Source organism: Streptomyces sp. 8N114, assembly GCF_052245835.1.
GTDB lineage: Bacteria > Actinomycetota > Actinomycetes > Streptomycetales > Streptomycetaceae > Streptomyces.
In genome coordinates this window covers 92,554-115,583 of sequence record NZ_JBQQBT010000006.1, presented here as the reverse complement: position 1 = coordinate 115,583, position 23,030 = coordinate 92,554, and the positions used below count along the sequence as shown (strand labels likewise).

At 70.2% G+C, this 23,030-nt stretch carries 23 protein-coding genes; 14 read left to right on the top strand and 9 right to left on the bottom strand.

Features of this window, described 5'->3' with window-relative positions; genetic code table 11:
* Positions 1-113 precede the first annotated feature (113 nt).
* A complete protein-coding gene (locus ACTWQF_RS15420) occupies positions 114-1,058 on the bottom strand; it encodes a sugar phosphate isomerase/epimerase family protein (RefSeq protein ID WP_443279954.1) in 945 nt (314 codons plus the stop codon).
* A 186-nt stretch (positions 1,059-1,244) separates the two neighbouring features.
* On the opposite strand from ACTWQF_RS15420, the gene iolC reads away from it, so the two are divergent.
* From iolC to ACTWQF_RS15390, 6 genes are all read left to right on the top strand, one after another.
* Positions 1,245-2,252, top strand: a complete 1,008-nt coding sequence (gene iolC / locus ACTWQF_RS15415; protein ID WP_443279953.1) for a 5-dehydro-2-deoxygluconokinase — start codon at positions 1,245-1,247, stop codon at positions 2,250-2,252.
* A gap of 132 nt (positions 2,253-2,384) precedes the next feature.
* The gene (locus tag ACTWQF_RS15410) at positions 2,385-3,272 is read left to right on the top strand and encodes a Cgl0159 family (beta/alpha)8-fold protein (RefSeq protein ID WP_443279952.1); all 888 of its coding nucleotides are present in this window, start codon (positions 2,385-2,387) and stop codon (positions 3,270-3,272) included.
* A 15-nt stretch (positions 3,273-3,287) separates the two neighbouring features.
* Entirely contained in the window at positions 3,288-4,235 is a 948-nt protein-coding gene (gene iolB / locus ACTWQF_RS15405; protein WP_443279951.1) for a 5-deoxy-glucuronate isomerase, read from the top strand.
* Entirely contained in the window at positions 4,232-6,127 is a 1,896-nt protein-coding gene (iolD, locus tag ACTWQF_RS15400) for a 3D-(3,5/4)-trihydroxycyclohexane-1,2-dione acylhydrolase (decyclizing) (protein ID WP_443279950.1), read from the top strand. Before iolB ends, iolD begins: the two co-directional genes overlap by 4 nt.
* A 69-nt stretch (positions 6,128-6,196) precedes the next feature.
* Positions 6,197-7,693, top strand: a complete 1,497-nt coding sequence (locus ACTWQF_RS15395) for a CoA-acylating methylmalonate-semialdehyde dehydrogenase (protein ID WP_443279949.1) — start codon at positions 6,197-6,199, stop codon at positions 7,691-7,693.
* 115 nt (positions 7,694-7,808) lie between these two features.
* Complete coding sequence (locus tag ACTWQF_RS15390; protein ID WP_443279948.1) at positions 7,809-10,124, top strand: FUSC family protein; 2,316 nt, start codon at positions 7,809-7,811, stop codon at positions 10,122-10,124.
* A gap of 20 nt (positions 10,125-10,144) precedes the next feature.
* Here the strand turns inward: ACTWQF_RS15390 and ACTWQF_RS15385 are convergent, their stop codons facing one another.
* Entirely contained in the window at positions 10,145-10,354 is a 210-nt protein-coding gene (locus ACTWQF_RS15385; RefSeq protein WP_443279947.1) for a hypothetical protein, read from the bottom strand.
* 270 nt (positions 10,355-10,624) lie between these two features.
* Between ACTWQF_RS15385 and ACTWQF_RS15380 the strand changes: the two genes are divergently transcribed.
* Together ACTWQF_RS15380 and ACTWQF_RS15375 are read left to right on the top strand one after the other, a co-directional pair.
* Positions 10,625-11,551, top strand: a complete 927-nt coding sequence (locus ACTWQF_RS15380; protein WP_443279946.1) for a helix-turn-helix domain-containing protein — start codon at positions 10,625-10,627, stop codon at positions 11,549-11,551.
* Positions 11,514-11,636 carry a DUF397 domain-containing protein gene (locus ACTWQF_RS15375; protein ID WP_443279945.1) on the top strand — a complete coding sequence of 41 codons (123 nt, stop codon included), beginning with the start codon at positions 11,514-11,516 and terminating at the stop codon, positions 11,634-11,636. Before ACTWQF_RS15380 ends, ACTWQF_RS15375 begins: the two co-directional genes overlap by 38 nt.
* Positions 11,637-11,729: 93 nt before the next feature.
* Here the strand turns inward: ACTWQF_RS15375 and ACTWQF_RS15370 are convergent, their stop codons facing one another.
* On the bottom strand, positions 11,730-12,527 hold the full coding sequence (locus ACTWQF_RS15370) for a DUF1963 domain-containing protein (RefSeq protein WP_443279944.1): 798 nt from the start codon (positions 12,525-12,527) through the stop codon (positions 11,730-11,732).
* Between the two features lie 137 nt (positions 12,528-12,664).
* Here ACTWQF_RS15370 and ACTWQF_RS15365 point away from each other — a divergent pair, with 137 nt between their 5' ends.
* Positions 12,665-13,216 carry a DUF1707 SHOCT-like domain-containing protein gene (locus tag ACTWQF_RS15365; protein ID WP_443279943.1) on the top strand — a complete coding sequence of 184 codons (552 nt, stop codon included), beginning with the start codon at positions 12,665-12,667 and terminating at the stop codon, positions 13,214-13,216.
* 61 nt (positions 13,217-13,277) lie between these two features.
* Entirely contained in the window at positions 13,278-13,889 is a 612-nt protein-coding gene (locus ACTWQF_RS15360; RefSeq protein WP_443279942.1) for a DUF1707 SHOCT-like domain-containing protein, read from the top strand.
* 154 nt (positions 13,890-14,043) lie between these two features.
* Here ACTWQF_RS15360 and ACTWQF_RS15355 read toward each other — a convergent pair whose 3' ends face one another.
* Positions 14,044-14,502 (bottom strand): MarR family winged helix-turn-helix transcriptional regulator, encoded by a 459-nt coding sequence (locus ACTWQF_RS15355; protein WP_443279941.1) that lies wholly within the window; start codon positions 14,500-14,502, stop codon positions 14,044-14,046.
* A 165-nt stretch (positions 14,503-14,667) separates the two neighbouring features.
* On the opposite strand from ACTWQF_RS15355, the gene ACTWQF_RS15350 reads away from it, so the two are divergent.
* On the top strand, positions 14,668-14,937 hold the full coding sequence (locus ACTWQF_RS15350) for a hypothetical protein (protein WP_443279940.1): 270 nt from the start codon (positions 14,668-14,670) through the stop codon (positions 14,935-14,937).
* Positions 14,930-15,553, top strand: coding sequence for a DUF6879 family protein (locus ACTWQF_RS15345; RefSeq protein WP_443279939.1), 624 nt, complete (start codon positions 14,930-14,932; stop codon positions 15,551-15,553). The genes ACTWQF_RS15350 and ACTWQF_RS15345 overlap by 8 nt, the downstream gene beginning before the upstream one ends.
* 66 nt (positions 15,554-15,619) lie before the next feature.
* Here ACTWQF_RS15345 and ACTWQF_RS15340 read toward each other — a convergent pair whose 3' ends face one another.
* The gene (locus ACTWQF_RS15340; RefSeq protein ID WP_443279938.1) at positions 15,620-15,826 is read right to left on the bottom strand and encodes a hypothetical protein; all 207 of its coding nucleotides are present in this window, start codon (positions 15,824-15,826) and stop codon (positions 15,620-15,622) included.
* Positions 15,827-15,876: 50 nt separating this feature from the next.
* Here ACTWQF_RS15340 and ACTWQF_RS15335 point away from each other — a divergent pair, with 50 nt between their 5' ends.
* Complete coding sequence (locus ACTWQF_RS15335; protein WP_443279937.1) at positions 15,877-16,992, top strand: tetratricopeptide repeat protein; 1,116 nt, start codon at positions 15,877-15,879, stop codon at positions 16,990-16,992.
* 48 nt (positions 16,993-17,040) lie between these two features.
* Here the strand turns inward: ACTWQF_RS15335 and ACTWQF_RS15330 are convergent, their stop codons facing one another.
* The 3 genes from ACTWQF_RS15330 to ACTWQF_RS15320 all read right to left on the bottom strand — a co-directional run bounded on the left by ACTWQF_RS15330 (position 17,041) and on the right by ACTWQF_RS15320 (position 20,927).
* A complete protein-coding gene (locus ACTWQF_RS15330; protein WP_443279936.1) occupies positions 17,041-18,432 on the bottom strand; it encodes an alkaline phosphatase PhoX in 1,392 nt (463 codons plus the stop codon).
* Positions 18,433-18,789: 357 nt separating this feature from the next.
* Positions 18,790-19,602 (bottom strand): SDR family NAD(P)-dependent oxidoreductase, encoded by an 813-nt coding sequence (locus tag ACTWQF_RS15325; RefSeq protein ID WP_443279935.1) that lies wholly within the window; start codon positions 19,600-19,602, stop codon positions 18,790-18,792.
* On the bottom strand, positions 19,602-20,927 hold the full coding sequence (locus ACTWQF_RS15320; RefSeq protein ID WP_443279934.1) for a hypothetical protein: 1,326 nt from the start codon (positions 20,925-20,927) through the stop codon (positions 19,602-19,604). Before ACTWQF_RS15320 ends, ACTWQF_RS15325 begins: the two co-directional genes overlap by 1 nt.
* 134 nt (positions 20,928-21,061) lie before the next feature.
* Between ACTWQF_RS15320 and ACTWQF_RS15315 the strand changes: the two genes are divergently transcribed.
* Positions 21,062-22,336 carry a hypothetical protein gene (locus ACTWQF_RS15315; protein WP_443279933.1) on the top strand — a complete coding sequence of 425 codons (1,275 nt, stop codon included), beginning with the start codon at positions 21,062-21,064 and terminating at the stop codon, positions 22,334-22,336.
* 112 nt (positions 22,337-22,448) lie between these two features.
* Here the strand turns inward: ACTWQF_RS15315 and ACTWQF_RS15310 are convergent, their stop codons facing one another.
* The gene (locus ACTWQF_RS15310; RefSeq protein WP_443279932.1) at positions 22,449-22,919 is read right to left on the bottom strand and encodes a YbaK/EbsC family protein; all 471 of its coding nucleotides are present in this window, start codon (positions 22,917-22,919) and stop codon (positions 22,449-22,451) included.
* Positions 22,920-23,030: the final 111 nt, after the last annotated feature.

Genomic DNA, 23,030 nt, shown 5'->3' with positions numbered 1-23,030 from the left:
CGGCGGGGGCTCGTACGACGGCTGTGACACCGAACCCGTGAAACGGTGACATTGGTGACGCAGTTGTCGCTCGCGGTTGACGTACTGCACCCCACAACTCGCCGTTCGTCGTGCTAGGCCCCGCAACTCCGCAGGAACCGCCGGGTCCGCTCCGCGATGGGGAAGGGCTGGTCCGGCGGGCACGGGTACATGTCCTGCTCGACGATGGCGAACAGATCCACGCCCAGGTTCTGCGCCGCGGCCAGCACCGGCTCCAACTCCGGTACGCCGCCGGGCGGTTCGCACATCACGCCCTGGCGCACCGCGGGGCCGAAGGGCGTCCCCTCGCGGACGACGTCGGCGAGGATCTCCGGGTCCACCTGCTTGAGGTGCAGATAGTCGATGCGTTCGCCGTACCGTTCGATCAACTCGACGCTGTCGCCGCCGCAGTAGGCGTAGTGCCCGGTGTCCAGGCAGAGGTTGACCAGGTCGGAGTCGGTCGCGTCGAGGAAGCGGACGACATGTTCCTCGGTGTCGATATGGGTGTCCGCGTGCGGGTGGACGGCGATGCGCAGCCCGTACTTCTCGCCCACTCCGCGCGCCAACCGCTCGGTGCCCTGGGCGAGATGGCGCCACTGTTGCACCGTCAGCTCGGCGGGTTCGATCAGCTCGGCCGTCTTGTCGTCGCGCCAGAAGGAGGGGATGACCACGAGGTGCCCGGCGCCCATCGCGCGGGTGAGCTCGGCGACCTTGGAGACGTGCGCCCAGGTCTCGTCCCAGACGTCCGGTCCCCGGTGCAGCGAGGTGAAGACGGTGCCGGCGGAGACCTTCAGCGCGCGCGCTTCGACCTCGTCGGTGAGGCGCGCCGGATCGGTCGGCAGGTAGCCGTAGGGGCCCAGCTCGATCCAGCTGTAGCCCGCCTGCGCCACCTCGTCCAGGAAGCGCTGCCAGGGCACCTGCTGCGGGTCGTCCGGGAACCACACGCCCCAGGAGTCGGGCGCGGAGCCGACCCGGATGTGGTCGAGGGAGGGGACGGAGGGAGAGGGGGTGGACGGGGAGGGGGCGGAAGTGCCAGTCATGGCTCAGAGCCAATCCGGTCGGCCGGGGCCAGGTCAAGAGTTTGTCAGGACAACGCTTCATACTGCCGAACTCCGCTGGGCGCCTTCAAGGGGCGACGTCAATATGTAAGGACAAATTATTGACAGTGGCCGTCGGCCCGGCGGACGATGTGCCAGGCACCTATTCCGGGGAAGAGAGGACGGACCATGGCCGAGCCGCACGACGGGGGCACGCCGCACGAGGTGGTCACCATGGGCCGCATCGGGGTCGACATCTATCCCCTCCAGACCGGCGTACCTCTCCAGCACGTGGAGAGCTTCGGCAAGTTCCTCGGCGGCTCCGCCACCAACGTGGCCGTCGCCGCCTCCCGGCTCGGCCGCTCCACGGCGGTCATCACCCGCACCGGTGACGATCCGTTCGGTGTCTACTGCCATGAGGCGCTGCGCGACTTCGGCGTCGACGACCGTTGGGTGACCAGCGTGGCCGCGTATCCGACGCCGGTGACCTTCTGTGAGATCTTCCCGCCCGACGACTTCCCGCTCTACTTCTACCGGCAGCCCAAGGCGCCCGACCTGGAGATCCACTCCGGTGAGCTCGACCGCGCGGGCGTCGCGGCGGCACATATCTTCTGGATGACCGGCACCGGGCTGTGCGAGGAGCCCAGCCGCAGTGCCACCCTCGCCGCGCTCGCCACCCGCGCGCCCGGCCGGGAGGAGGCGGTCGCCACCGTCTTCGACCTGGACTGGCGGCCGATGTTCTGGGGCGCGGGCACCGACGGGCAGCGCAAGGAGGCCGAGGCCGCCGAGGCGGCGCGGCCGTACTACCGGGAAGCCCTCGCCCACGCCACCGTCGCCGTGGGCAACCTGGCCGAGTGCGAGGTCGCCACCGGTACCCGCGAGCCGCATGCCTGCGCCGAGGCCCTGCTGGCGGCCGGAGTGGAACTGGCCGTGGTCAAGCAGGGGCCCAAGGGAGTGCTCGCCGTGCACGCCGACGGCACCGTGGCCGAGGTGCCCCCGCACCCGGTGGAGGTCGTCAACGGCCTCGGCGCGGGGGACGCGTTCGGCGGCGCACTGTGTCATGGGCTGCTGTCCGGCTGGGACCTGGAGTACGCGATGCGGTACGCCAACGCGGCGGGCGCGCTCGTCGCCTCCCGGCTGGCCTGCTCCTCCGCCATGCCGACGGCCGCCGAGGTGGAGGACCTGCTGCGTGGCTGACCCGCGTGCCTGACCGTCACGCGCCGTCGGCGGCAACGTGCCGGAAGAAGGCCGTTCGTGCCTGAGGAAGGCCGTCGTCGCCCTGTGCCGCACCCCGCCCACCCCCCACAACGCCCCGAAAGAGAGCTCACTTTGACCCCCAGCAGTGTCAGCATCTCCGAGCTGGCGTCCGTACGGATCCGACATCCGGAGGCCATCGCCGAGGCGGCGGCGCGGCGTGTGCGCCGGCCGCTGGTGGACGCGAACGAGCGGCTGATGATCGTCGCCGCCGACCATCCGGCGCGCGGCGCACTGGGTGTCGGCAGTGACGAGTTCGCCATGGCCAACCGCGCCGAACTGCTCGAACGGCTGGTCCTCGCGCTGTCCCGGCCCGGCGTCGACGGGGTGCTGGCCACCGCCGACATCCTGGAGGACCTGCTGCTGCTCGGCGCGCTGGAGCGCAAGGTGGTGCTCGGCTCGATGAACCGCGGCGGGCTGGCCGGTGCCTCGTTCGAGCTGGACGACCGCTTCACCGGACACCGTGCCGAGGACATCGAGCGGATGCGCTTCGACGCGGGCAAGCTGCTGCTGCGGATCGACTACGACGACCCGGGCTCGCTGCGCACGCTGTACTCCGCAGCCCGCGCCGTCGACGACATGGCGGCGCGCAGGCTGCCCGTCTTCGTCGAGCCGTTCCTCAGTACGAGGGTGGACGGCAAGGTGATCAACGAGCTGAGCGGGCCCGCCGTCGCCCGCTCCGTCGCCATAGCCTCCGGGCTGGGCGGCACCTCCGCCTACACCTGGCTCAAGCTGCCGGTCACCGAGGACCCGGACGACATGGCGTGGGTGTGCGAGACCTCCACGCTGCCGGTCGTCCTGCTCGGCGGCGAGGTGCACGGCGACCAGGAGGGCACCTATGAGAAGTGGCGCAAGGCGCTCAGCCTGCCGACCGTGCGCGGGCTGGTCGTCGGGCGCTCCCTGCTCTACCCGGCCGACGGCGACGTCAGCGCGGCCGTGGACACCGCCGTCGGACTGCTCTGAAAGGGGCTTGAGGAGATGACCCGCACCACCACCGACTTCCATCTGCGCGCGGGCAGCGCCGCAGCGGGCCCGTACGCCCTCGACATCGGACCCGAGAGCGCGGGCTGGGGCTACTCCTCGCTGCGGGTGCTGGAGCTGGGCCCTGGGGAGTCGCATACGTTCCCGACCGGTGAGAGCGAGTGGATCGTGCTGCCGCTCAGCGGTGGCTGCACCGTCGAGGCCGAGGGGCAGACCCTCGAACTGCACGGCAGGGAGAGCGTCTTCACCGCCGTCAGCGACTTCGCGTACGTACCGCGCGACGCCGAGGTGACGCTCGGCAGCGCGGCGGGCGGCCGGTTCGCGCTCACCGGCGCGCGCTGCGAGCGGCGGCTGCCGGTCCGCTACGGCGCCGCCGCTGACGTGCCGGTTGAGCTGCGCGGCAGCGGGCAGTGCTCGCGGCAGGTCAACAATTTCGGCGCTGCAAGCGTCTTCGAGGCGGACAAGCTCATCGCTGTCGAAGTGCTGACCCCGGGCGGCAACTGGTCCTCCTATCCGCCGCACAAACACGACGAGCACCGCGAGGGGGTGGAGAGCGAGCTGGAGGAGATCTACTACTACGAGATCGCCCCGCACCACACCCCCGACGGTCGCTCCACCGAAGGGCTCGGCTACCAGCGGGTGACCCCCAGCGGCCACGGCCGGGGCACCGATGTGCTGGCCGAGGTGCGCAGCGGCGACGCGGTGCTGATCCCGGACGGCTGGCACGGCCCCTCCATGGCGGCGCCGGGACACGACATGTACTACCTGAACGTGATGGCGGGTCCGGGGGTGGATCGCGCCTGGCTGATCTGCGACCATCCAGACCACGCGTGGATTCGCGGTGCGTGGGCCGATACGCCTATGGATCCAAGGCTTCCGCTCTACGGGGCGAAGGAATCCGCAGAAGCGCGAGCTGGCTCACGAGAAGAGGAGGGCGAGCGATGACGACCGTCAGACTGACCGTCGCACAGGCCCTCGTGCGCTTCCTCGCCGCGCAGCACACCGCACGCGACGGGCAGCAGCACCGGTTCATCGACGCCTGCTGGGGCATCTTCGGGCACGGCAACGTTGCCGGGCTCGGCCAGGCGCTCGTCGAGAGCGGACAGGGCTGGTCGTCGAACGGAGCGCCGCTCCCCTTCCACCAGGGCCGCAACGAGCAGGCGATGGTGCACGCGGCCGTCGGCTTCGCACGTCAGCACAACCGGCTCTCCGCGCAGGCCGTCACCACCTCCATCGGTCCCGGCGCCACCAACCTGACCACCGGCGCGGCGCTGGCGACCATCAACCGGCTGCCCGTCCTGCTGCTGCCCGGCGACATCTTCGCCGGCCGCATCCCCGACCCGGTGCTCCAGCAGCTGGAAGTGCCGTACGCGGGCGACATCTCCGTCAACGACGCGCTGCGGCCCGTCTCCCGTTACTTCGACCGGGTACTGCGGCCGGAAGCGCTGATCCCCGCCGCGCTCCAGGCCATGCGGGTGCTCACCGACCCCGTCGAGACCGGCGCCGTCACCCTGGCGCTGCCGCAGGACGTGCAGACCGAGGCGTACGACTGGCCCGAGGAGTTCTTCGCCGAGCGGGTCTGGCGGGTGGCGCGGCCGGTTCCCGAATCGGAGGTGCTGGCCCAGGCCGCGGAAGCGGTACGGGCCGCGCGGCGTCCGCTGCTGGTGGCGGGCGGCGGCGTCCACCACAGCGAGGCCGAGGAAGCGCTGCGGGCCTTCGCCGATGTGACCGGCATCCCGGTGGCCTCCACCCAGGCGGGCAAGGGCTCGCTGCGGTACGACCACCCCTGCGACGTGGGCGGCATCGGCCACACCGGCACCGCCGTGGCCGACGATCTGGCCCGCTCCGCCGACCTGGTGATCGGCGTCGGCACCCGCTTCACCGACTTCACCACGGCTTCCGGCACCCTCTTCCCGTCCACGGCCCGCTTCCTCAACCTCAACATCGCCTCCTTCGACGGGCACAAGCTCGGCGCCCTCGCCGTCGTCGCCGACGCGCGGGCCGCACTGGAGGCGCTGGCCGGTGCATTGCGCGGGCACCGGGTCTCGCCGGACTACGAGGCCGAGTACGGGCGCGGCAAGCAGGCGTGGGAGCGCACCGTTGCCGAGGCGTTCGCCCCGCACCCGCTGGACGAGAAGGCCCGCCCCTCGCAGACCCAGGTGCTCGGCGCGCTCGACTCCGTCGTCGGGGACGAGGACGTGGTCATCAACGCCGCCGGGTCCATGCCCGGCGACCTGCACAAACTGTGGCGCGCCCGCTCCCCGCGGCAGTACCACGTCGAGTACGGCTACTCGTGCATGGGGTACGAGATCCCGGCCGCCATCGGCGTACGGCTGGCGGCACCGGACCGCCCGGTGTGGGCGCTGGTGGGCGACGGTACGTATCTGATGCTGCCCACCGAGATCGTCACCGCGGTGCAGGAGGGCGTCAACATCAACGTCGTCCTCGTACAGAACCACGGCTACGCCTCCATCGGCGGGCTGTCCGAGGTGACCGGCGGCGAACGCTTCGGCACCGCCTACCGGTTCCGCGACGCAGACGGCGGCTACACCGGTGACCCGCTCCCCGTCGACCTGGCCGCCAACGCCGCCTCACTCGGCATGGAGGTGCACCGGGCCGCCACCTGTGACCAGCTCCGCGAGGCGCTGGCCGCGGCACGCGCCTCCGAGCGGCCCAGCTGTGTCTACGTCGAGACCGATCCGGACCCGGAGGTTCCGGCGCCCGGGCCGCAGGCGTGGTGGGACGTGGCCGTCGCCGAGACCTCGCAGCGCCCGGCAGCGCGCCGGGCCCGCGAGGAGTACGAGCGGCAACGCGCCCAGCAGCGGCGGCACTTGTAAGTCCTCAGCGCCGACTCACAACCCCTCGTCGTACAACCCGTGTCACGTACCAAGAAAGGTCCCGTCCTCATGAAGACCCTCGGCCACTGGATCGGCAACAAGCCGGTGGAGTCCACCTCCGGCAACTTCGGACCCGTCTACGACCCGGCCACCGGAGCCCAGCCCACCCAGGTCTCCCTCGCCTCGGCTGAGGAGGTGGACGCGGCGGTCGCCGCCGCCAAGGCGGCCTACTCCGAGTGGTCGCAGTCCTCGCTGGCCACGCGCACCGCGTTCCTGTTCAAGTACCGCGAACTGCTGGACGCGCGGCGGGACGAGATCGCCGAGCTGATCACCGCCGAGCACGGCAAGGTGCACTCCGACGCGCTCGGCGAGGTCGCGCGCGGGATGGAGATCCTGGAGCTGGCCTGCGGCATCCCGGAGAAGCTCAAGGGCGAGCTGTCCACCCAGGTCTCCACCCGGGTGGACGTCTCCTCCATCCGGCAGCCGGTCGGCGTGGTGGCGGGCATCACCCCGTTCAACTTCCCCGCGATGGTGCCGATGTGGATGTTCCCGCTGGCCGTCGCCTGCGGTAACACCTTCGTCCTCAAGCCGAGCGAGAAGGACCCCTCGGCCTCCTACCGGCTCGCCGAACTCGCTGCCGAGGCGGGGCTGCCCGAGGGCGTCCTCAACGTCGTCAACGGTGACAAGGTGGCCGTCGACCGGCTGCTGGCCCACCCGGACGTGGCAGCCGTCTCCTTCGTCGGCTCCACGCCCATCGCCCGGCACATCCAGGCGGAGGCCACCGCGAACGGCAAGCGGGTGCAGGCGCTGGGCGGCGCCAAGAACCACATGATGGTGCTGCCCGACGCGGATCTCGACCACGCCGCCGACAACGCCATCAACGCGGCGTACGGCTCCGCCGGTGAGCGCTGTATGGCCGTCTCCGTGGTGGTCGCGGTCGGCGACATCGGTGACGAACTCGTCGCCAAGATCGCCGAGCGGGCCGGCAAGCTGCGGATCGGCCCCGGCGACGACCCGGCCAGCGAGATGGGCCCGCTGATCACGAGGGAGCACCGCGACAAGGTCGCCTCGTACGTGAGCGGCGCCGCCGCGCAGGGCGCCGAGGTCGTGGTCGACGGCACCGGGTTCTCCGTGGAGGGCCACGAGGACGGCTTCTTCCTCGGCGTCTCACTCCTCGACAAGGTCAAGCCCGGCATGGCCGCCTACGACGACGAAATCTTCGGCCCCGTGCTGTGCGTCGTACGCGCCGAGACGTACGACGGGGGCATCGCCCTGATCAACTCCAGCAAGTGGGGCAACGGCACCGCCATTTTCACCCGGGACGGCGGTGCTGCCCGGCGCTTCCAGCTGGAGGTCGAAGCCGGAATGGTCGGCGTCAACGTCCCCATCCCGGTGCCGGTCGGCTACCACTCCTTCGGCGGCTGGAAGCAGAGCCTCTTCGGCGATCTGCACATCTACGGCAACGACGGCGTGCAGTTCTACACCCGCGGCAAGGTCATCACCACCCGCTGGCCCGACCCCGCCGACGCGGCAGGCATCAACCTGGGCTTCCCCAGCAACCACTGAAGCCGGCTCCTCTTCCCACCCACCCCTTTCCGCCACGGCGACAGGGGTGGGTGCGGCACGTCGGCGCCAAAGCTGCGGCCGAAACCGAAACGTTCGGTTTCGATAGGCTCGCGGCATGCTCGCCGCACCATTGCCCTGGCTCCGGGCGCTGAAGGACACCGCGCGCTCCGGGATCAGCGTGGAGCGGGCCTCGCTCACGCCGCTGACCGCGTTGCGTGGCGCGTGCGGGGTCGGCCTGGTGGTCGGACTGGCACTGCTGATCGGGACCCCGCAACTGGCGGTCTCCAGCGCGTTCGGCGCGTTCGCCTCCGGTATCGCGACCTTCCAGCGCAGCTGGCGGCCCCGGCCCGTGCTGGCGCTGGCGGCGTCGACGGGGCTGGCGATCTCCACCTTCCTCGGCTACCTGCTCGTCGGCCGACCATGGGCGTTCGTACTGCTTCTCGCGCTCTGGGCGTTCCTGGCGGGGATGGCGTGGGGGGTGGGCCCCACCTCCGGCGTGGTGGCGGCGTTCAACATCGCCGTCATGCTCATCACCGTCCACCTGCCCACCAGCAGTCTGGGCGCGCTCGGCCACGCCGCGCTGATCGCCGCCGGCGGCGTCGTACAGGCCGGACTGATCGTGCTGTTCCCCGTACGGCCGTGGGGCGAGCGCCGCGACACGCTCGCGGACGCGCTGGCCGGGGTCGCGGACTACGCGCGGCGGCTGCGGCACGACCCGATGGCGCCCTTCGATCCCGAACCGCTGATCGAGGCCCGCAGCGCTGCCGCCGTCACCCCGCGTCAGGCCCGCCGCAGGCCCCGTCAGTTGCACGGTTACCGCGCGATGGCCGAGCGCTTCCGCCCGGTGCTGGCCTCCCTCGCCGACCCCGTGGTGGGCGGGGCGCCCATGGTGGGGCCGGAACGCGACCGGGTGCGCGAGTTGCTGGCCGCCGCCGCGACCGTGCTGGACGCCACCGCGCGTGCCATCCGGCGCGGCGAACGCGTCCGGCTGCCCGACCAGGCGCTGGACGTACTGCAGGTACCCGAGAGCGGCCCCGTGCTGAGCGGCCCCGCACGGCGTGCGGCGCTGCGCCTCATCGCCCTCACCGACGACGCCGTGGAAGCCGCGCAGGAACCCGTCGAGGTCACCAGGGGCGGGGTGTTGGCACGGGTGACCTGGCATGTGGCCGACCGTGAGGGCCGTCGCCGCGGCTTCCCCGACCAGTCACCGGTGGTCGACGCCAGCCTGGACGGCCCCTACGGCCCCGACCCGGAGGAGGTCGCCGCCGAGGAGGCCGCGGCCCAAGCGGCCGAACGCGCCCGCCACAAGGCGGCCGGCGGCAAGCACACCCCCGCCGCGGGGCACGCGCTTGCCCGCGAACGCCATCTGCACATGCCCACCCTCGCCGGCCTGGTACCGGTCGCACTCCGCGCCCTGCGCCGCGAACTCCACTGGAAGTCGCCGATCCTGCGGCACGCGCTGCGGGTCAGCGTCGTCGTCTCCCTCGGCTATCTGATCGGCAGGGCCCTGCCGCCCGCACACGGCTACTGGGTGCCGCTGACCGCCGTCATGGTGCTGCGGCCCGACTTCTCCCGTACGTACGAGCGAGGCGTCGGCCGGGCCGTCGGCACCCTGGTCGGCGTCGCCGTCGCAGGAACGGTGATGGCGCTGGCGGGCCCCGGGCCGTATCTGAGCGCCGCGCTGGCCGTGTTGAGCGTGGGCCTGATGTATCTCCTGCTGGACACCGGGTACGTCGTCGCCTCCGTCTGCATCGGCGCGTACGTGATCTTCCTGCTCGGCATACTGGGCGCCGACTGGTACCAGACCGCCTACGAGCGCGCCGGACTGACCGCGCTCGGCGGGGTACTCGCCATGCTCAGCTACGCACTCTTCCCCGCCTGGGAGACCCCGCTGCTGCGCGACCGGCTCGCCGACTGGCTGGAGGCGACCGGACGGTACGCCATCGCCGTGCTGGACGCCTTCGCGCGGCCCGCCGCACACGCCCCCCGCCAGGTACGCGAAGCCCTGCTCGACACCCGCGCGGCGCGGCAGAACTGGGAGCAGACCCTCAGCCGCGCCGAAGTCGAACCGGTCCGCCACCACGGCCGGCTCTCCCGCCGCTCCGCCGGCGAAGCGCAGTCCGCGCTGGTCACCATGGGCCGCGCCTGCATGCTGCTGGAAGCCCACCTGCCCGGCCCCCACCCCAGCTTCCGGCCCGACAGCGCCGCCGCGGACTTCTCCGCGGCCCTCGCCTCCGACGTCTCCACCGCTGTGACCGCCGTCCAGCAGAGCGAGCCGCTGGAGTGGACCGCCGTTCACGAGGCTCTGGCCCGCTGGTGGGAACAGGCCGAGTACCCGCCCCCCGTCGCCCTCCGCACCGCCGAACTCCTCACCGACGCGCTGGACGACCTCGCCCAGGCGGTCGGCCCCAAACGCCAGCAGCGGTCCTGACGCCGGGAGTTGCTCCCGAATTACGCGGATCCCTGCTCGCTGCGTTCGTATCCGGGCACGCGCCGCAACTGGTGACCGTACCTGTAGATCATTACGGGTGCCCCGCCTGCCCTGTCGCCCTCCACCAACACCCGGTAGAGGAACGGCGCCGGGCCGGTCACCTGCACCACCGTCCCCGGCTTCCCGGTCTTCGCGTCCCGCACCCTGTCGCCCTCGGCCCACACGGTCACGCGCTCCCCGGTCGGCGCTCTTCGTCGCTGTGCTTGCGGCGCAGATGCGCGCCGAACAGCGCCTCCAGATCGGCCCGGGGTTCCGGATCCCCCTCCGCCCGATTGATCATCGTGCGGAACCACTCACAGTCCTGGCATGGACGAGGCTGCTCCATGAATGTCCCTCTTGCTGGAATTGCTGGTTACCGGCAACAAGCTTGCGTGACGGGAAGTAGCCTCAACAGCACTGAGAGCTTTACACGTTGCCTAGTAGCCAGCCGGGGTGAGCCCATGGCCAAGAGTCAACTGGACCCGTCATCGAGCATGGCGGCCCTCTACGGCGTCCACCTCAAGCGCCTCCGCGAACAATGCGGCTGGACCCAGAAGGAGCTGGCCCGCAAGGTCTACGTCAGCCCGGGGCGGGTCGCGCAGTTGGAGTGCGCGTCGGGAGCCCGCCCGACGGCGGAGCTGACGCAATCCATCGACGCGATGGTCGGCGCCAATGGATTGCTGAACGACTTGTGGCCGCATGTGTATCGGGAGAGCTTCCCGGACTGGGCGAGGCGGTTTATGGAGCTTGCGGCCAAGGCGGTGGTCATCCGGGAGTACGCCTCGCAAGCTGTGCCGGGTCTTCTTCAGACGGAGGCGTACGCGCGGGAGGTGCTGCGGCGCGGTCGTACGGTGACGAGCCCTCAGATGCTCGAAGACCGCATCGCACTCCGAATGGCGCGACAGGATCGGCTCAAGGGACCGGACGCCCCCACACACTGTGCGGTGCTGGATGAGGCAGTGCTCGCCCGTCGGGTAGGCGGCGACAAGACGATGCACGAGCAACTGGACCGGGTGCGCAGGGCGTGCGATCGCCAGCCGATCCAGGTGCTCCCGTTCATGTCGGGGGCCCACCCGATGCAGGGCGGGTCGCTCACCTTGCTGACCATGCGGGACGGGTCCGAAGTGGCGTACGCAGAGGGCGCCGGGCACGGACAATTGTTTGAAGAACCGGACGACGTGGAGAGGTTCAATCATGTCTACGATCAGTTGCGTGCGGCCTCGCTTCCCGAGCCGATGTCCGCGCGGATGATCGCCAACGCAGCGGAAGGCTACAACCATGGTGGATCTGAGCGGCGCGCGCTGGCGCGCAAGCAGCTACAGCGATCCGGACGGCGGCAACTGCGTCGAAGTGGCGGACGGCTTCCCCGGCGTCGTCCCGGTACGTGACAGCAAGGACACCACCCGCACACCGCTGAAGTTCTCAACTCCGGCCTGGGCGACGTTCATCGCCGAGGTGAAGCAGGCCCACTAGGGCCCCGAAGGGGCGCGGGGAACTGCGCGACCAGCCACAACGGACCCGCAGCCTGCGGATGTCGGACAGGGGCACCCCCTTACCAGAAGCGGCTCAGCAACAGCGGATCCTCGCCACGGCCTGGCTGAAGTCGCCCGCCGCGAAGGCGTTGGCCGGGATCATGAAGTACATGGTCCCGGCGTCGCCCCACCCCCACCCAAGGTCCCCGTCCGCCGCGAGCTGGAGCAGATGGATTTCCGGGCCGTCGGCGTCCCGTTCGGTGACGTAGATCGCGTACGAGGTGTCGGGCCAGCCGAAGGCACAGTGGCTGCCGGAGGTGTTCCCGTCGAGGTCGTGCAGCTTGTCGAGGATGAGCGACGGCGCGCCCCAGTGCTCGTCCCTGTCGAACGCGATGTCGTCGTCCTCGAGGTCCCAGCAGTCCGGGAGCATGGTCACCCCGGCCGCGTGAACCGGGGCGAGTGGATAGCTCCTTGCGGGGGCGGGTGCGGGGGTCTCAACCGCGCACGCGGGATCTGCGGGGACCACGCGGCACGCCTCGGGTGCGTCGGCGTCCAGCTTCCGGTACTCCTCGTACGGCACATCCGGGTCGAGATAGAAAAAGTTGAGCAGGCCCGGCCGCGTGGGCAGTTCATCGCCGAGCCAGGGGGCGAGCGCGTCGGTGTCGAGTACGGCGTGGAGGGACAGCGGGTAGCCGTCGAGCTCGGGCCAGGGGGTGCCCGGTTCGAGCAGGGCAGGGCCGCCGAGCCGGCACCGGCCGGTGGCGGGGGTTTCGTCCGTCGGACGGTCGAGCCGGAAGCCGCGGCGGGCCATGGCCGCGAACTGCCGACCGGCCCGCTCGCCGAGCCGTTCGACGCATATGCGGTGCACATCGGCGGGGTTGTTGAATTCCATGCCCGGGATCTTCTCAACCTCCGAGCGCGAGGGCAGGCCCCGGGCCCTCCCGTCATGGCTGGTGCTTCGACCGCATTGCCTTGCTCACTACGGGCCTTGGCGTGTTCGCACCGTCGGCACGGCACTAGAGTTGGACGGTGACCTCTCTGCCGGAAGACCCGCCGTCGCCGATCGGCGAAGACGACCGCGACACGGCCGTGCAGCGCCTGCAGGAGGCGTACGCCGAAGGGCACATCTCTCACGAGGAGTTGGAGGAACGCCTCCACCAGGTGCTCACCGCCAAGACACGCAGCGAGCTCGTGGCGCCTCTGGCCTCGCTCCCGGAGGGGAATGGGGGCACCACGTCCACGATTGCCGCCGCCGGCGGACGGATCCGGCGGCGCGGCGCATGGCGGGTACCTCGGATCCTCAAGGTCGCGTCTGCACTCGGAAGCGTGGATCTGGACCTTTCCCGGGCGGTCATCGAGCATCCGGTAGTCGACATCGAGTTGCAACTCGGCACCGGCAGGGCGAAGATCACCGTGCCGCGCGACGCGACCGTCGACCTCGAAGATCTGCACACCGGGTGGAAGGACTCGCTCTACAAGCCCCCGCAGCGCTCCCACGTCGGTGGGCCGAGGATCCGGATCTCCGGGGCCATGGGGTTCGGACGGTTGAAGATCCGCCACGCGCGGCGATCACAGCACTAGGCAGTGTTTGAGACGTGCAGTTCCAGTCCGCCCGTTCCGCTGACTGTCTATCCTTGCGGCCATGACCGCCCAACCTCCGAAGCCCTCTCTGCGCCCTGCCCCATCAGGAGAGCTCCGTGCCTCTCACGATGACCGGGAAGCAGTGGTGGAGCAACTGCGCGATGCGGCAGCCGAGGGGCGAATCGATCTCGATGAACTGGATTCACGCCTGGAGCAGGCGCTGAAGTCCAAGACTCACGCCGAGTTGGCCGTCCTGACCGCCGACTTGCCGAAGCTGCATTCCTCTGCGAGCCAGCTGCCGCTGGTCCTCAAGGGCGGCATGCTTGGCGCGTCTCGGGGCCCCGGGCGCTGGGAGGTTCCCGGGCACGTGATCGCTCACGGAGGCGTGGGGGGTGTGAAGGTTGACTTCACCCGGGTTGAGTGCCGCCTCACGGAGGTCGCAGTGGAGGCGTACGGGGAGACATCTGGTGTCACGATCGTCATCCCCGACGCCTGGGCTGCAGACACCAGCGGCATGGATCCCGGCGTCGGCGGCCTGAAGGACGAGACCACTTCCGACCGGCTCCCGGGAACTCCGCTGATCCGGCTCATTGGGTCCGGCGGCACGGGAGGAGTGGTCATTCGCCACCCCAACCGCCGGGAACGGCGCAAGCTGCACAGCAACTCGACCTAGGGCTAGGACGGGTGCCGAAGCGTTGATCAAGATCTGAAACGATTTTGGAATGGCTCGCTCGTGGCGATCTGACGGGCGAACAGTGGGTGCGGCTGGAGCCACCGTCCAACTCACCCTTATACGTCAGGCTTTGTAACCACTTCTCAAACACTGCCTAGTGGTGCCAGGCACTGCCGCCCGTGTTGTGGATGAAGCGCTGGAGCACCTTCAGCGTGGTCAGGTACTCCGCGTCGGAGATGTCCGCGTGCCGTTCCGCCCATAGTTCGTCCTGGAGCGCTGCGGCCTTGTCGTAGAACGCCCTGCCCTCGGCTGTGATGTCCAGGCGTCCCTCGGAGTGCTCGGTGATCCACCCTTGGGCGATGGTCCGGTCGATCTCGGACTCCATGGCTTCAGGCCCCGTGTCGAGGTAGTTCCGCAGGAGGCGGGACACCTCGTCGCGGGTCTTGACGACATCGGCGCGTGCGACCTGCGCGAGGACCCACCACTGCGGCTGGGTGGTGCCGATCCCGGCGAGGGCTGCCCGGGTGCGGGTGACGACGGCGTTGTAGGCCGCCCAACTCCAGTAACCGATGGGCTGCTGAATGAGTTCGGCGTCGCTGTGCGAGTACTCCATGGCCGGTCCCTCTGTCTCTCTTGGCTCGTCGAGCTGGTGCGGCGGGACCGACCGTAGAAGTTGAACCAGGCTTCAAGTCAAGCTGGCTGGCTGAACACGGACTGCACACGCTTAAACACTTCCGGTACCGTGAAGTCCGTCACGTGACAATGACTGGAGGCAGCCATGGCCCATCTCTGGGAAGCCGACCCGTCCGCGTTATTCCTACGGCGACTGGGGAAGTCGGCAGCGGAGCTGGGGAATACGGATGGTGACGATAAGTGCCCGGACATCTGGCAGCTGGACAACGGCGATATCGCCGTCATAGGCCGAGATCTCACTGACGACTACGGCCCCCGCTTGCCGAAGGGTGTATCCCTCGGTTCCGATGAGCGGCTGGTCGTGATTCCCGGCAACATGCTCAGCGCAGCAAAGGCAGACATTCCTGATGCTTGATCTTCGTGCTCCGTCTCTCCCGTCGGAGCAAGGTGAACTTCTGGACGACGACCCATACGTCAGTGACTTCCGTGCGCGGCGTAAGGCCATCCGTAACGGCGAGTCCTGGAAGCTGGAACGACGCCAGCACTTCGAAGAGCAGGACAGTCCTACCCGGGACGCTCTTCGCCGGGGTGACTGGCAAGAGGCACTTCGGCTGTTCGAGGCACGCCTCGACGAAGCACGGAGGACGGCTGAGGACGACAGAAGGCGCTCTTCTCCCTTCCGCCGCCTGCGTGTGGTGGAGGAGCCGCTGACGCCGTACATGCAGTGGGAACTGAACTGGCTGCACATGCGCGCGGAGGCGGGACATCAATGCCGTGTGCTGCACGCCAAGGAAGTCGCCACAGCCGAGACGGACGGTCTGCTGCCGGAGATCGTCGTGTTGGACGGCAAAACCCTGTACGAAATTCTCTATACCGAGAAGGGAGCCTTCGAGAGGGCGCGCCGCTTCACCGATCCCGATGTGGTGAAGCCCTGGGTGGCCTTTGTGAAGGAGGCTTACGCGGTGGCTGAGGACATCCAGTCGTACTTCGAGCGCGTGGTGGCGCACCTGCCACCGCCCCCGGCGGCTTGAGAGAAGCGGAACATCAGCGTGTCCGGAGACGGTGACGGGCGTTCACAGGATTCTCGGAACGACCTTTCAGGGGCTTCCCGCGATGTGGTGCAGGCTGGGAATGTCGCAGGTGGCATTCACTTCCACCAGGGGCGGGAACAGGAACGGACGGGTCCCACCCCGCGGCAGCTTCCCGCCGACGTTCACGCTTTCGTCAACCGCACCGACGAGCTGCGCCAGCTCGAGGCAATCCTGACCGACCGTAGCGGCGACCGGCTGGTTGTCTCCGTTCATGTGGTCGCGGGTACGGGCCTCGACTCTCGCTGACCGAACCGACGGGCACTGTGCCGCCCCTCAACTTTTCCGATTACGACGCGGCGGTGGATTGGGCGGACCGCGAACATACGACCCTCACCAGTCTTGCGGCGACTGCGCTGTCCGCCGGATTCGACGGCCTCGCATGGCAGTTGGCCGAGGTGCTGTGGAACGCTCGCTCGCCGTCATCGTCGGTTCTCGACTGGCTCGAGGCCGGACGCGCCGGTCTGGCGGCTGCTGAACGAGGGGACGAGTCGGCTGCCCGGATCCGGCTGCTCAACAATCTCGGCATGGCGTATCGGCAGTGTCATCGACTTGAGGAAGGTCTGGACTGTCACCAACGGGCGCTGGAACTGGCTCGTGCTGAAGAGATGCCTTTTGATGAGGCTCGCTCGAACAATCTCATCGGCCTGATTCACCTTGACAGCCGTCAGCTCGATCCGGCGGCCGAGCATTTCGAGCGGGCGGCTGCGCAGTTCCGCGAGTTGGACGAGCCCCGCAGAGTGGCCATGGCCTTGTCCAACATCGCCAGCACGAGGCTTGACGCGGGTCGTCTGCAGGAGGCCGAAACGGCCGCGCAGCAGGCATTGAGCGCTCATCGGGCTCTGAACAATCAGCGGAGCGTCGGCAACGCGCTCAACATCCTCGCCGAACTTCACCGGGAGCAGGGCCGGCACGAAGCGGCACTGAGCGCGATCGAGGAAGCCCTCGACATCGCACTCAATCTGCGATCCCACACGCTGGAAGGGTTCTGGCTGCTCACCCTCGGCGATATCCAGCGCTCCACTGCTCAGCTCGGCGACGCGCTGTCGTCGTACCATCGGTCCGCCAAGTTGCACCGTGGCCTGAAGAACCGCAGTCGGGAAGCGCTCGCCTGGCGGGGTACCGGGCAGACGTATGTAGCGATGGGCCGCCATGACGAGGCCGTCGCGTTTCATCGGCAGGCCGCCGCTGTACACGCCGAACTCTCCGATACCTGGCAGCGTGCCCTGGAGCTCGACTGCCTTGCCGCCGCCGTGCGGCCGGAGGATCCCGGGGCCGCTCGTGCCCATTGGACCGAAGCCCGAAGCGGCTTCGCCACGTACGCCGATCCGCGTGCTGTGGCCTTGCGCAGCCGCATCGAGGAGGAGCTGGCCGAGCCGTGACAGCCGTGAGCCCCCGGCCGGGGGCTCACGACTGTCGGGCGCCTCGGACTACTGCGGGGCCCAGGGGCCGGTGATGGCGAAGACGTGGCCCGGGCTCTGGATGGCGGCGAAGAGGATGCGGCCGTCGTCGCTGAACGTCGGGCCGGCGAACTCGCTGTCGTTGAGGTCGTTGCGGGCCAGCGGGTAGGAGGCGCCGTCCTTGGTGACGCCGACGAGGTGCTGGATGCCTTCGCCGTCCTCGGCGAGGATCAGACCGCCGTGCGGGTCGACCACGATGTTGTCGGGGCCGTCGTAGTTCGTGTCGGCGTCGGGGTCGGGGTTCACACCGAAGATGGTCTTCAGCGTGACCGTCTCCGATGCCGGGTCGTAGAACCAGACCTGACCGTCGTGTTCGTTGGTGCTGCCGTCGCTGGTGCGGGCGTAGCTGGCGACGAAGTAGGCGCCGCCGTCGGCCCAGTAGGCGCCCTCCAGCTTGCGGGCTGCGGTCACTTGCCCGGCGTCGAACTGCTTGCGGACCGACTCGCGGGTGGCGTCGCGGTCGGGAACGTCGACCCATTTGACGTTGTAGCGGGTGCCCGGCCGGGTGGCCTGGGACAGGTCGGCGATCTGGCTGCTGCCCTTGAAACAGCTCATCGCCTGCAAGCGGCCAGCGGTGGCGCCGCCTTCGGAGAGCGCGAGGGCCCGCAGCGCGCCCTTCCCGGGGCGGAAGTTCTTGGGCGGGGTCCACCGGTAGTACAGGCCGTGCGGGTCGTTGGCGTCCTCCGTGAGATAGATGGGCCCACGGGGATCGACGGCGACGGCCTCGTGCGAGTAGCGGCCCAGGAACTTCAGCGGCACCGGCTCGGCGTTGGCGTCGCGGTCGAAGGCGTCGACCTCGAAGACGTAGCCGTGATCCTTCTGGTACTCGCCCCCGGCGCGCTGTTCGGTCTCCTCGCAGGTCAGCCACGTGTTCCACGGGGTCTGGCCGCCGGCGCAGTTGTTGTGCGTCCCGGCCAGGCTCACGTACTCGCTCACGCGCTTGCCGTCGGCGTCGACGACGATGTTGGTGGTGCCGCCCTTGGCGCCCGGGTCGTACGTCAGGCCCGGCAGCGGCGGCACGCCGTGGTCCTCGCCGCCGCCGATCTCGTGGTTGTTGACCAGCACGAAGCCCTTGCCCCCGCCGCGTGCGAAGCAGGCGGTGCCGTCGGGATCGGACGGCGTCGGCTCACCGCTCTCCAGCTTTGTCGCACCGGCCTCGGCGACGATCCGATAGCTGAACCCCTTCGGCAGAGACAGCAGGCCGGCCGGATCGGGAACCAGCTCGCCGTAGCCGCCGGCCCGGCGGGTGATTGCCCCGGCCGCGGGCGCCGCGATGGCGTCCACGCTGCCGGCGACCACAAAGCCCAACCCGCCGAAGGCGCTGGTGCGGAGCACATCTCTTCTGGACAGTGATGATGACAAGGTCCCCTCCTCGTCTCGAATATCGGGACCGTGGCCATCGAAACCGCGTGGCCCTACGCGCGGGCGCGCCGCCAGGTGTTGGCTAGGTGAACGCGCGGCGAAGCCTTTGGGGGTTGCCCCGTGGGTTCTGCGTACCCGGCATGGGGGGCTGCGCTTGCCCACCCTGCTCCCCCAAGCTCTTCGAGCAGGGGGTACCCCCAGGGCGCAGACTGCCCAAGCTTCGCAGGGGGACGTGCCCCGCAAGGGGCGCGGGGAACTGCGCGCCAAGCCACAACGCGCCCGCAGCTCGCGAGCGTCCGGCAGGGGCACCCCCTCGCCGGAACAGGGGGAGGGGCGCGGCAAGATCGGCCGGATGCCCTAGTTGGTGATTCGGCCGCCCGCCACGTCAACGGTGATGCCCGTCAGGAAGTTCGCAGCGTCGGAGGCGAGGAACACGGCCGTCGAGGCGACGTCGGCGGGCTCGGCGAGACGGCGGAGGGGGTGGCGGAGGGCGGCTTTGTGCTGGAGCTCCTTGGACATGCCTGCGGCGACTTTGTCGGTGCGGACGGTGGTGGGGGCGAGGCAGTTGACGCGGATGCCCTGGGGGCCCAGCTCGGTGGCGAGTTGCCGGGTGAGCATGGTCAGGCCCGCGTTGGCGACGCCGTAGGCGAGGTTGGCCTGGCCGGGCTGGCGGCCCGCCGACGAGGACAGGGTGAGGATGCTGCCGCTGAACCGCTCGACCATGCCGGGCAGGAAGGTGCGGATGGTGAGGAACGCGGAGGTCAGGTCGGTGTCGAGGACCTGGCGCCAGCGGTCCTCGGTCAGTTCGAGCGAGGGGGTGGGTGCGCTCTGGCCGCCCGCGAAGGCCGCGAGGATGTCGACCGGGCCGAGCTCGTCGGCGACCCGTTCGGCCACCCGGCCCAGCGCGGCGGCGTCCGTCACATCGGCGACGACGCCGGTCGCGGTGCCGCCCTGCTTGCCGATGCTCTCGGCGACTTCGAACAGCGCGGGCCGGTCCCGCCCCACCAGGCAGACGGCGACGCCCTGTGCGGCCAGCGCCCGCCCGGTCTCGGCACCGATGCCGCGGGAGCCGCCGGTGACCACCGCCACCTTGCCCGCCAGATCGGGGTAGACCGGGTGCGTGGGGGCGTCCTCGGGGCGGTGGGCGGAGTCCTCGGGCTCGGTCGTCATCAGCGGTCCCTTTCCGTGGTGTTCAGGCCCAGCTCCCTGCGGCGCCGGTGGCCGTAGAGCGCGGCGCCGACGGCGCAGCTCACGAGGACGGCGGAGGAGATGCCCCAACCGACGAAGAAGCTCGTCATGCCGGTCGGTGCCGAACGGCGCGGTCGCACGTCGCCCTGGGGGTCGGCGAAGACCAGCAGGGTGTCGCCCGCCTCGTCCTCGTCGCACGCGATGGTCATGTTGTCGTTCTCGGTGACCTTGCCCTTGGTCAGCGGACGCAGATCGCAGGTGGGCCCGCCCTTGGCGTGGTGGTGCACCTCGGTCATCTCGACGCGCACCCACTCACCGCGCTCCACCAGCACGGACGTGGAGTAGCCGTGCCCGGCGATCGGGAAGAGCGCTATGCCCGCGAAAATGACGAGCAGCAGATAGCGGCGGCGCGGTCCGTAGTGCGTCAGCTCGAGGAGCAGAGCGATCAAATAAGCCGCGGTGACCAGCGTCAGCGTCCAGAACAGCGGTCTGCCGCCGCCTATGTACCGGGGCACCAGCATGGTGGCGGCTGCCAGCGCGCAGCCCACCAGCGTCGCGGCCGTCGCCAGTGTCACGGCCGCGGGGCGGGACAGCCGCTGGATGCGGGCGTCCAGCCGGGGGCTGAACCGGTGCGGGGCGGCGGGCTGGGAGCCGAGCCGCGCATAGAGGGCTGCGCGGGGAGAGGTGGGCTCCGGCCGGCGTCCCGTACGGCCTCCGGCGGCAGCCGTGCCGCTCCCGTATGCGCCGTCGGCGCTGCTGCTCGGGCGGTAGCGGCGGGCCTTCGCGATGCCTGCGCAGCCCGCAACCGTCAGGATCGCGGCCCACGCCAGCAGGGCGCCGTAGACGGTCGGATCGGGCTCCTCGTACGGGTCGGAGGAGAACGCCTGGGTGAGCCCTCCGACGAAGAAGACGAACGCCAGGGCGAGCGCGAGCACGCAGACCGTCATCCACCCCGCGCGGCGCCCGCGCAGGGCCTGCTCCGTCTTGCCCCGCCGAGCTGCCACCCCGTACAGCTCGATGAGCCTGCGCCGGTCGCGGCTCTTGCCGCGCAACGTCAGCAGCAGCGCAAGCGTCGCCGGGACCAGCGCGGTGCCGATGCCGAGCGACAGGTTCGCGGCCAGTCCCTTGGGGCGGCCGACGTGCGTGTAGTCGTAGATCCCCGAGGCCAGGAAGCCGCAGCCGGCGCACAGCCCGACGATCAGCGCGACCCGCGCCCACAGCTCGCCGGGGGCGAGTTCGGCACGCAGGAGGGCTTCGCCGTACGCGGAGTCGTCGCACTCGGCGTCGTCGTCGTTCGCGCTCGCCATGTCCCTGCCCCCGTTTTGCGTACTCCGAGCCTCGTGCCAGCACTCTATGGCTTGTCCGGTGCATGCTGCGCCGCCCCTCCCCCTGTGCAGGAGAGGGGTGCCCCCTCGCCCGGCCGCGCACTAGCCTGTGGCCGATGGCGGGCCAGGGGAACGGGTTACCCAGCGGCACCCGATGGAGACTCGGGGCGGGAGCGCTGGCTGCGCTGGTGCTGGTCGGGGCACTGGTGTCGGTGCCCGACGGGGAGGAGCGCCGGGACGGCTGCTCCGGGGCGCGGGTGACCGGCTGGCGTACCGACGAGCGGATGACGCGCGAACTGGCCCGGTACGGCGACGACAACGCGCGGCTGGACGACTGGACCGGTGGTGACGGCACCCGCTCGGTGCGGCTGCCCGACGGGCGGACGCTGTGGCTGTCCGCCGACACTTTCCTCGACCGGGTGAACGACGACCACAGTCGCGCGCCCAACGCGGTCTGGGTACGCAACTCCGGGCTGGCCATGTCCAAGGGCGAGCGGTTCGAACGGACGCTGCTCGGCGGTACCGACACCCGTCCCACGGCGCTCTTCCCGGGCACCGCGACCCCTGAAGGGCGCGAGGTGTGGCGCTGGCCGGTACAGGCCGTGGTGGAGCCGCGCGCCCCGGGGTCGGACGAGAAGGTGGTACGCGTACTGCTGTGGCAGCGTGAGGCGGGGCAGCCGCCGTGGATCTTCGGCGTGCCCCGCGCCTCGGAGGTGGCGACCCTTTCGCTGCCGGATCTGCGGCTGGAGGGCATCACGCCGATCCACCGGCCGCAGCAGACCGATGTCGAGCGCCGCGTGCTGTATGGCACCTCGGCGATCAACCGGGGCGACTGGACCTACGTCTTCGGCGCCGACGAGGGCAGCGTCAGCGGCAAGGCATCCCGGGCGCACGTCGCCCGCGCCCCACGGGGAAGGCTCGGGGACGCGGGAGCGTGGCAGTTCTGGGCAGGTCCCGCAGACGAGGGCGGCGGGTGGCAGGACGACCCCGCCAAGTCGCAGCCGATACTCGTCGGCAAGACCGTGCAGCGCGGCGCGACCGGTACCTACTCGGTCGTGCGGCACAAGGACAGTTGGCTGCTGCTGACCATGGACGCCGGGGCGCCGGACGGGGGAGGGATCACCGACATCGTCTCGTACTGGTCCTGCTCGCCGACCGGCCCTTGGCACGGGCCCGGCCGGGTGGTGAAACCGCCGCTCCCGGAGGGCGGCGCGCAGTCCGGCGTGGTGCCGTACAACCCGCAGGGGCATGCGGAGTTCTCGTCCCGCTCGGGGCGGGAACTGCTGATCAGCTATGACGTGAACGTGCTGGGCCCTGGCGGGGCCGTTCACCGCAACGTGGACTACTACCGCCCGCGGTTTTTGAGGCTCACCCTCGGGTCGGCGCGGTGAGCCTTGCGACGCCGCTTGCCTGTTCTGGTAACAGGCTGCCCCTGCCTGGCGTCTGCCGGCTGCCGGCACGTCGTGGCTGGTCGCGCTGTTCCCCGCGCCCCTTCGGGTCGCGTCAGTCGCCGACCTGCGCCGCGAGTCCGTTCGTCAGGCGTACGAGCTCGTCGAAGTCGGTGGCGAACATGGTGTATTTGTCGCCGCCCCCGGCCCAGACGACCTCGTGCTCCTTGAGCTGTACGTCGACCAGGGTGCGCAGCGGCTTCTCGTGGCCGAGCGGGGCCACCCCGCCCACCAGCTGCCCCGTCGCCTCGGTGACGAATTCAGGGCTCGCCCGCCGGATCTTCTTCTTCCCCACGCCGAGCAGCGCGGCCACCAGCCCGGTGTCCACCCGGTGCGCCCCACTGGCCACCACCAGCAGCGGCTCGCCGTCGACGGCGAACACCAGGCTGTTGGCGATCGCGCCCACGGCACACCCCAGCTGTTCCGCGGCGGCCGCCGCGGTGGGCATGGGTACGGAGAAGGTGCGGATCTCGCTGTTCGCGCCCAGCTCTCGGAGGTGCTCGGCGACGCGTTGTGCTGCATCCATGCGGGGAGCCTACGGCTTGTCCGGCGCCCCTGTGCTGGGGAGGGGCTGCCCCTGTCCGAGGTCCGCAGGCTGCGGGGGCCTCGTGGTTGCTGGGGGCACCTCCCGGCCGGA

Excerpts from the sequence above, each read along its gene's own strand:
- ACTWQF_RS15320 (WP_443279934.1), bottom strand. The coding sequence starts at position 20,927 with ATGGCGAGCGCGAACGACGACGACGCCGAGTGCGACGACTCCGCGTAC.
- ACTWQF_RS15370 (WP_443279944.1), bottom strand. The coding sequence starts at position 12,527 with ATGGAATTCAACAACCCCGCCGATGTGCACCGCATATGCGTCGAACGG.
- iolC (WP_443279953.1), top strand. The coding sequence starts at position 1,245 with ATGGCCGAGCCGCACGACGGGGGCACGCCGCACGAGGTGGTCACCATG.
- iolB (WP_443279951.1), top strand. The coding sequence starts at position 3,288 with ATGACCCGCACCACCACCGACTTCCATCTGCGCGCGGGCAGCGCCGCA.
- ACTWQF_RS15350 (WP_443279940.1), top strand. The coding sequence starts at position 14,668 with ATGGCCCATCTCTGGGAAGCCGACCCGTCCGCGTTATTCCTACGGCGA.
- ACTWQF_RS15420 (WP_443279954.1), bottom strand. The coding sequence starts at position 1,058 with ATGACTGGCACTTCCGCCCCCTCCCCGTCCACCCCCTCTCCCTCCGTC.
- ACTWQF_RS15340 (WP_443279938.1), bottom strand. The coding sequence starts at position 15,826 with ATGAACGGAGACAACCAGCCGGTCGCCGCTACGGTCGGTCAGGATTGC.
- iolD (WP_443279950.1), top strand. The coding sequence starts at position 4,232 with ATGACGACCGTCAGACTGACCGTCGCACAGGCCCTCGTGCGCTTCCTC.
- ACTWQF_RS15325 (WP_443279935.1), bottom strand. The coding sequence starts at position 19,602 with ATGACGACCGAGCCCGAGGACTCCGCCCACCGCCCCGAGGACGCCCCC.
- ACTWQF_RS15310 (WP_443279932.1), bottom strand. The coding sequence starts at position 22,919 with ATGGATGCAGCACAACGCGTCGCCGAGCACCTCCGAGAGCTGGGCGCG.
- ACTWQF_RS15355 (WP_443279941.1), bottom strand. The coding sequence starts at position 14,502 with ATGGAGTACTCGCACAGCGACGCCGAACTCATTCAGCAGCCCATCGGT.
- ACTWQF_RS15395 (WP_443279949.1), top strand. The coding sequence starts at position 6,197 with ATGAAGACCCTCGGCCACTGGATCGGCAACAAGCCGGTGGAGTCCACC.
- ACTWQF_RS15315 (WP_443279933.1), top strand. The coding sequence starts at position 21,062 with ATGGCGGGCCAGGGGAACGGGTTACCCAGCGGCACCCGATGGAGACTC.
- ACTWQF_RS15390 (WP_443279948.1), top strand. The coding sequence starts at position 7,809 with ATGCTCGCCGCACCATTGCCCTGGCTCCGGGCGCTGAAGGACACCGCG.
- ACTWQF_RS15360 (WP_443279942.1), top strand. The coding sequence starts at position 13,278 with ATGACCGCCCAACCTCCGAAGCCCTCTCTGCGCCCTGCCCCATCAGGA.
- ACTWQF_RS15380 (WP_443279946.1), top strand. The coding sequence starts at position 10,625 with ATGGCCAAGAGTCAACTGGACCCGTCATCGAGCATGGCGGCCCTCTAC.
- ACTWQF_RS15345 (WP_443279939.1), top strand. The coding sequence starts at position 14,930 with ATGCTTGATCTTCGTGCTCCGTCTCTCCCGTCGGAGCAAGGTGAACTT.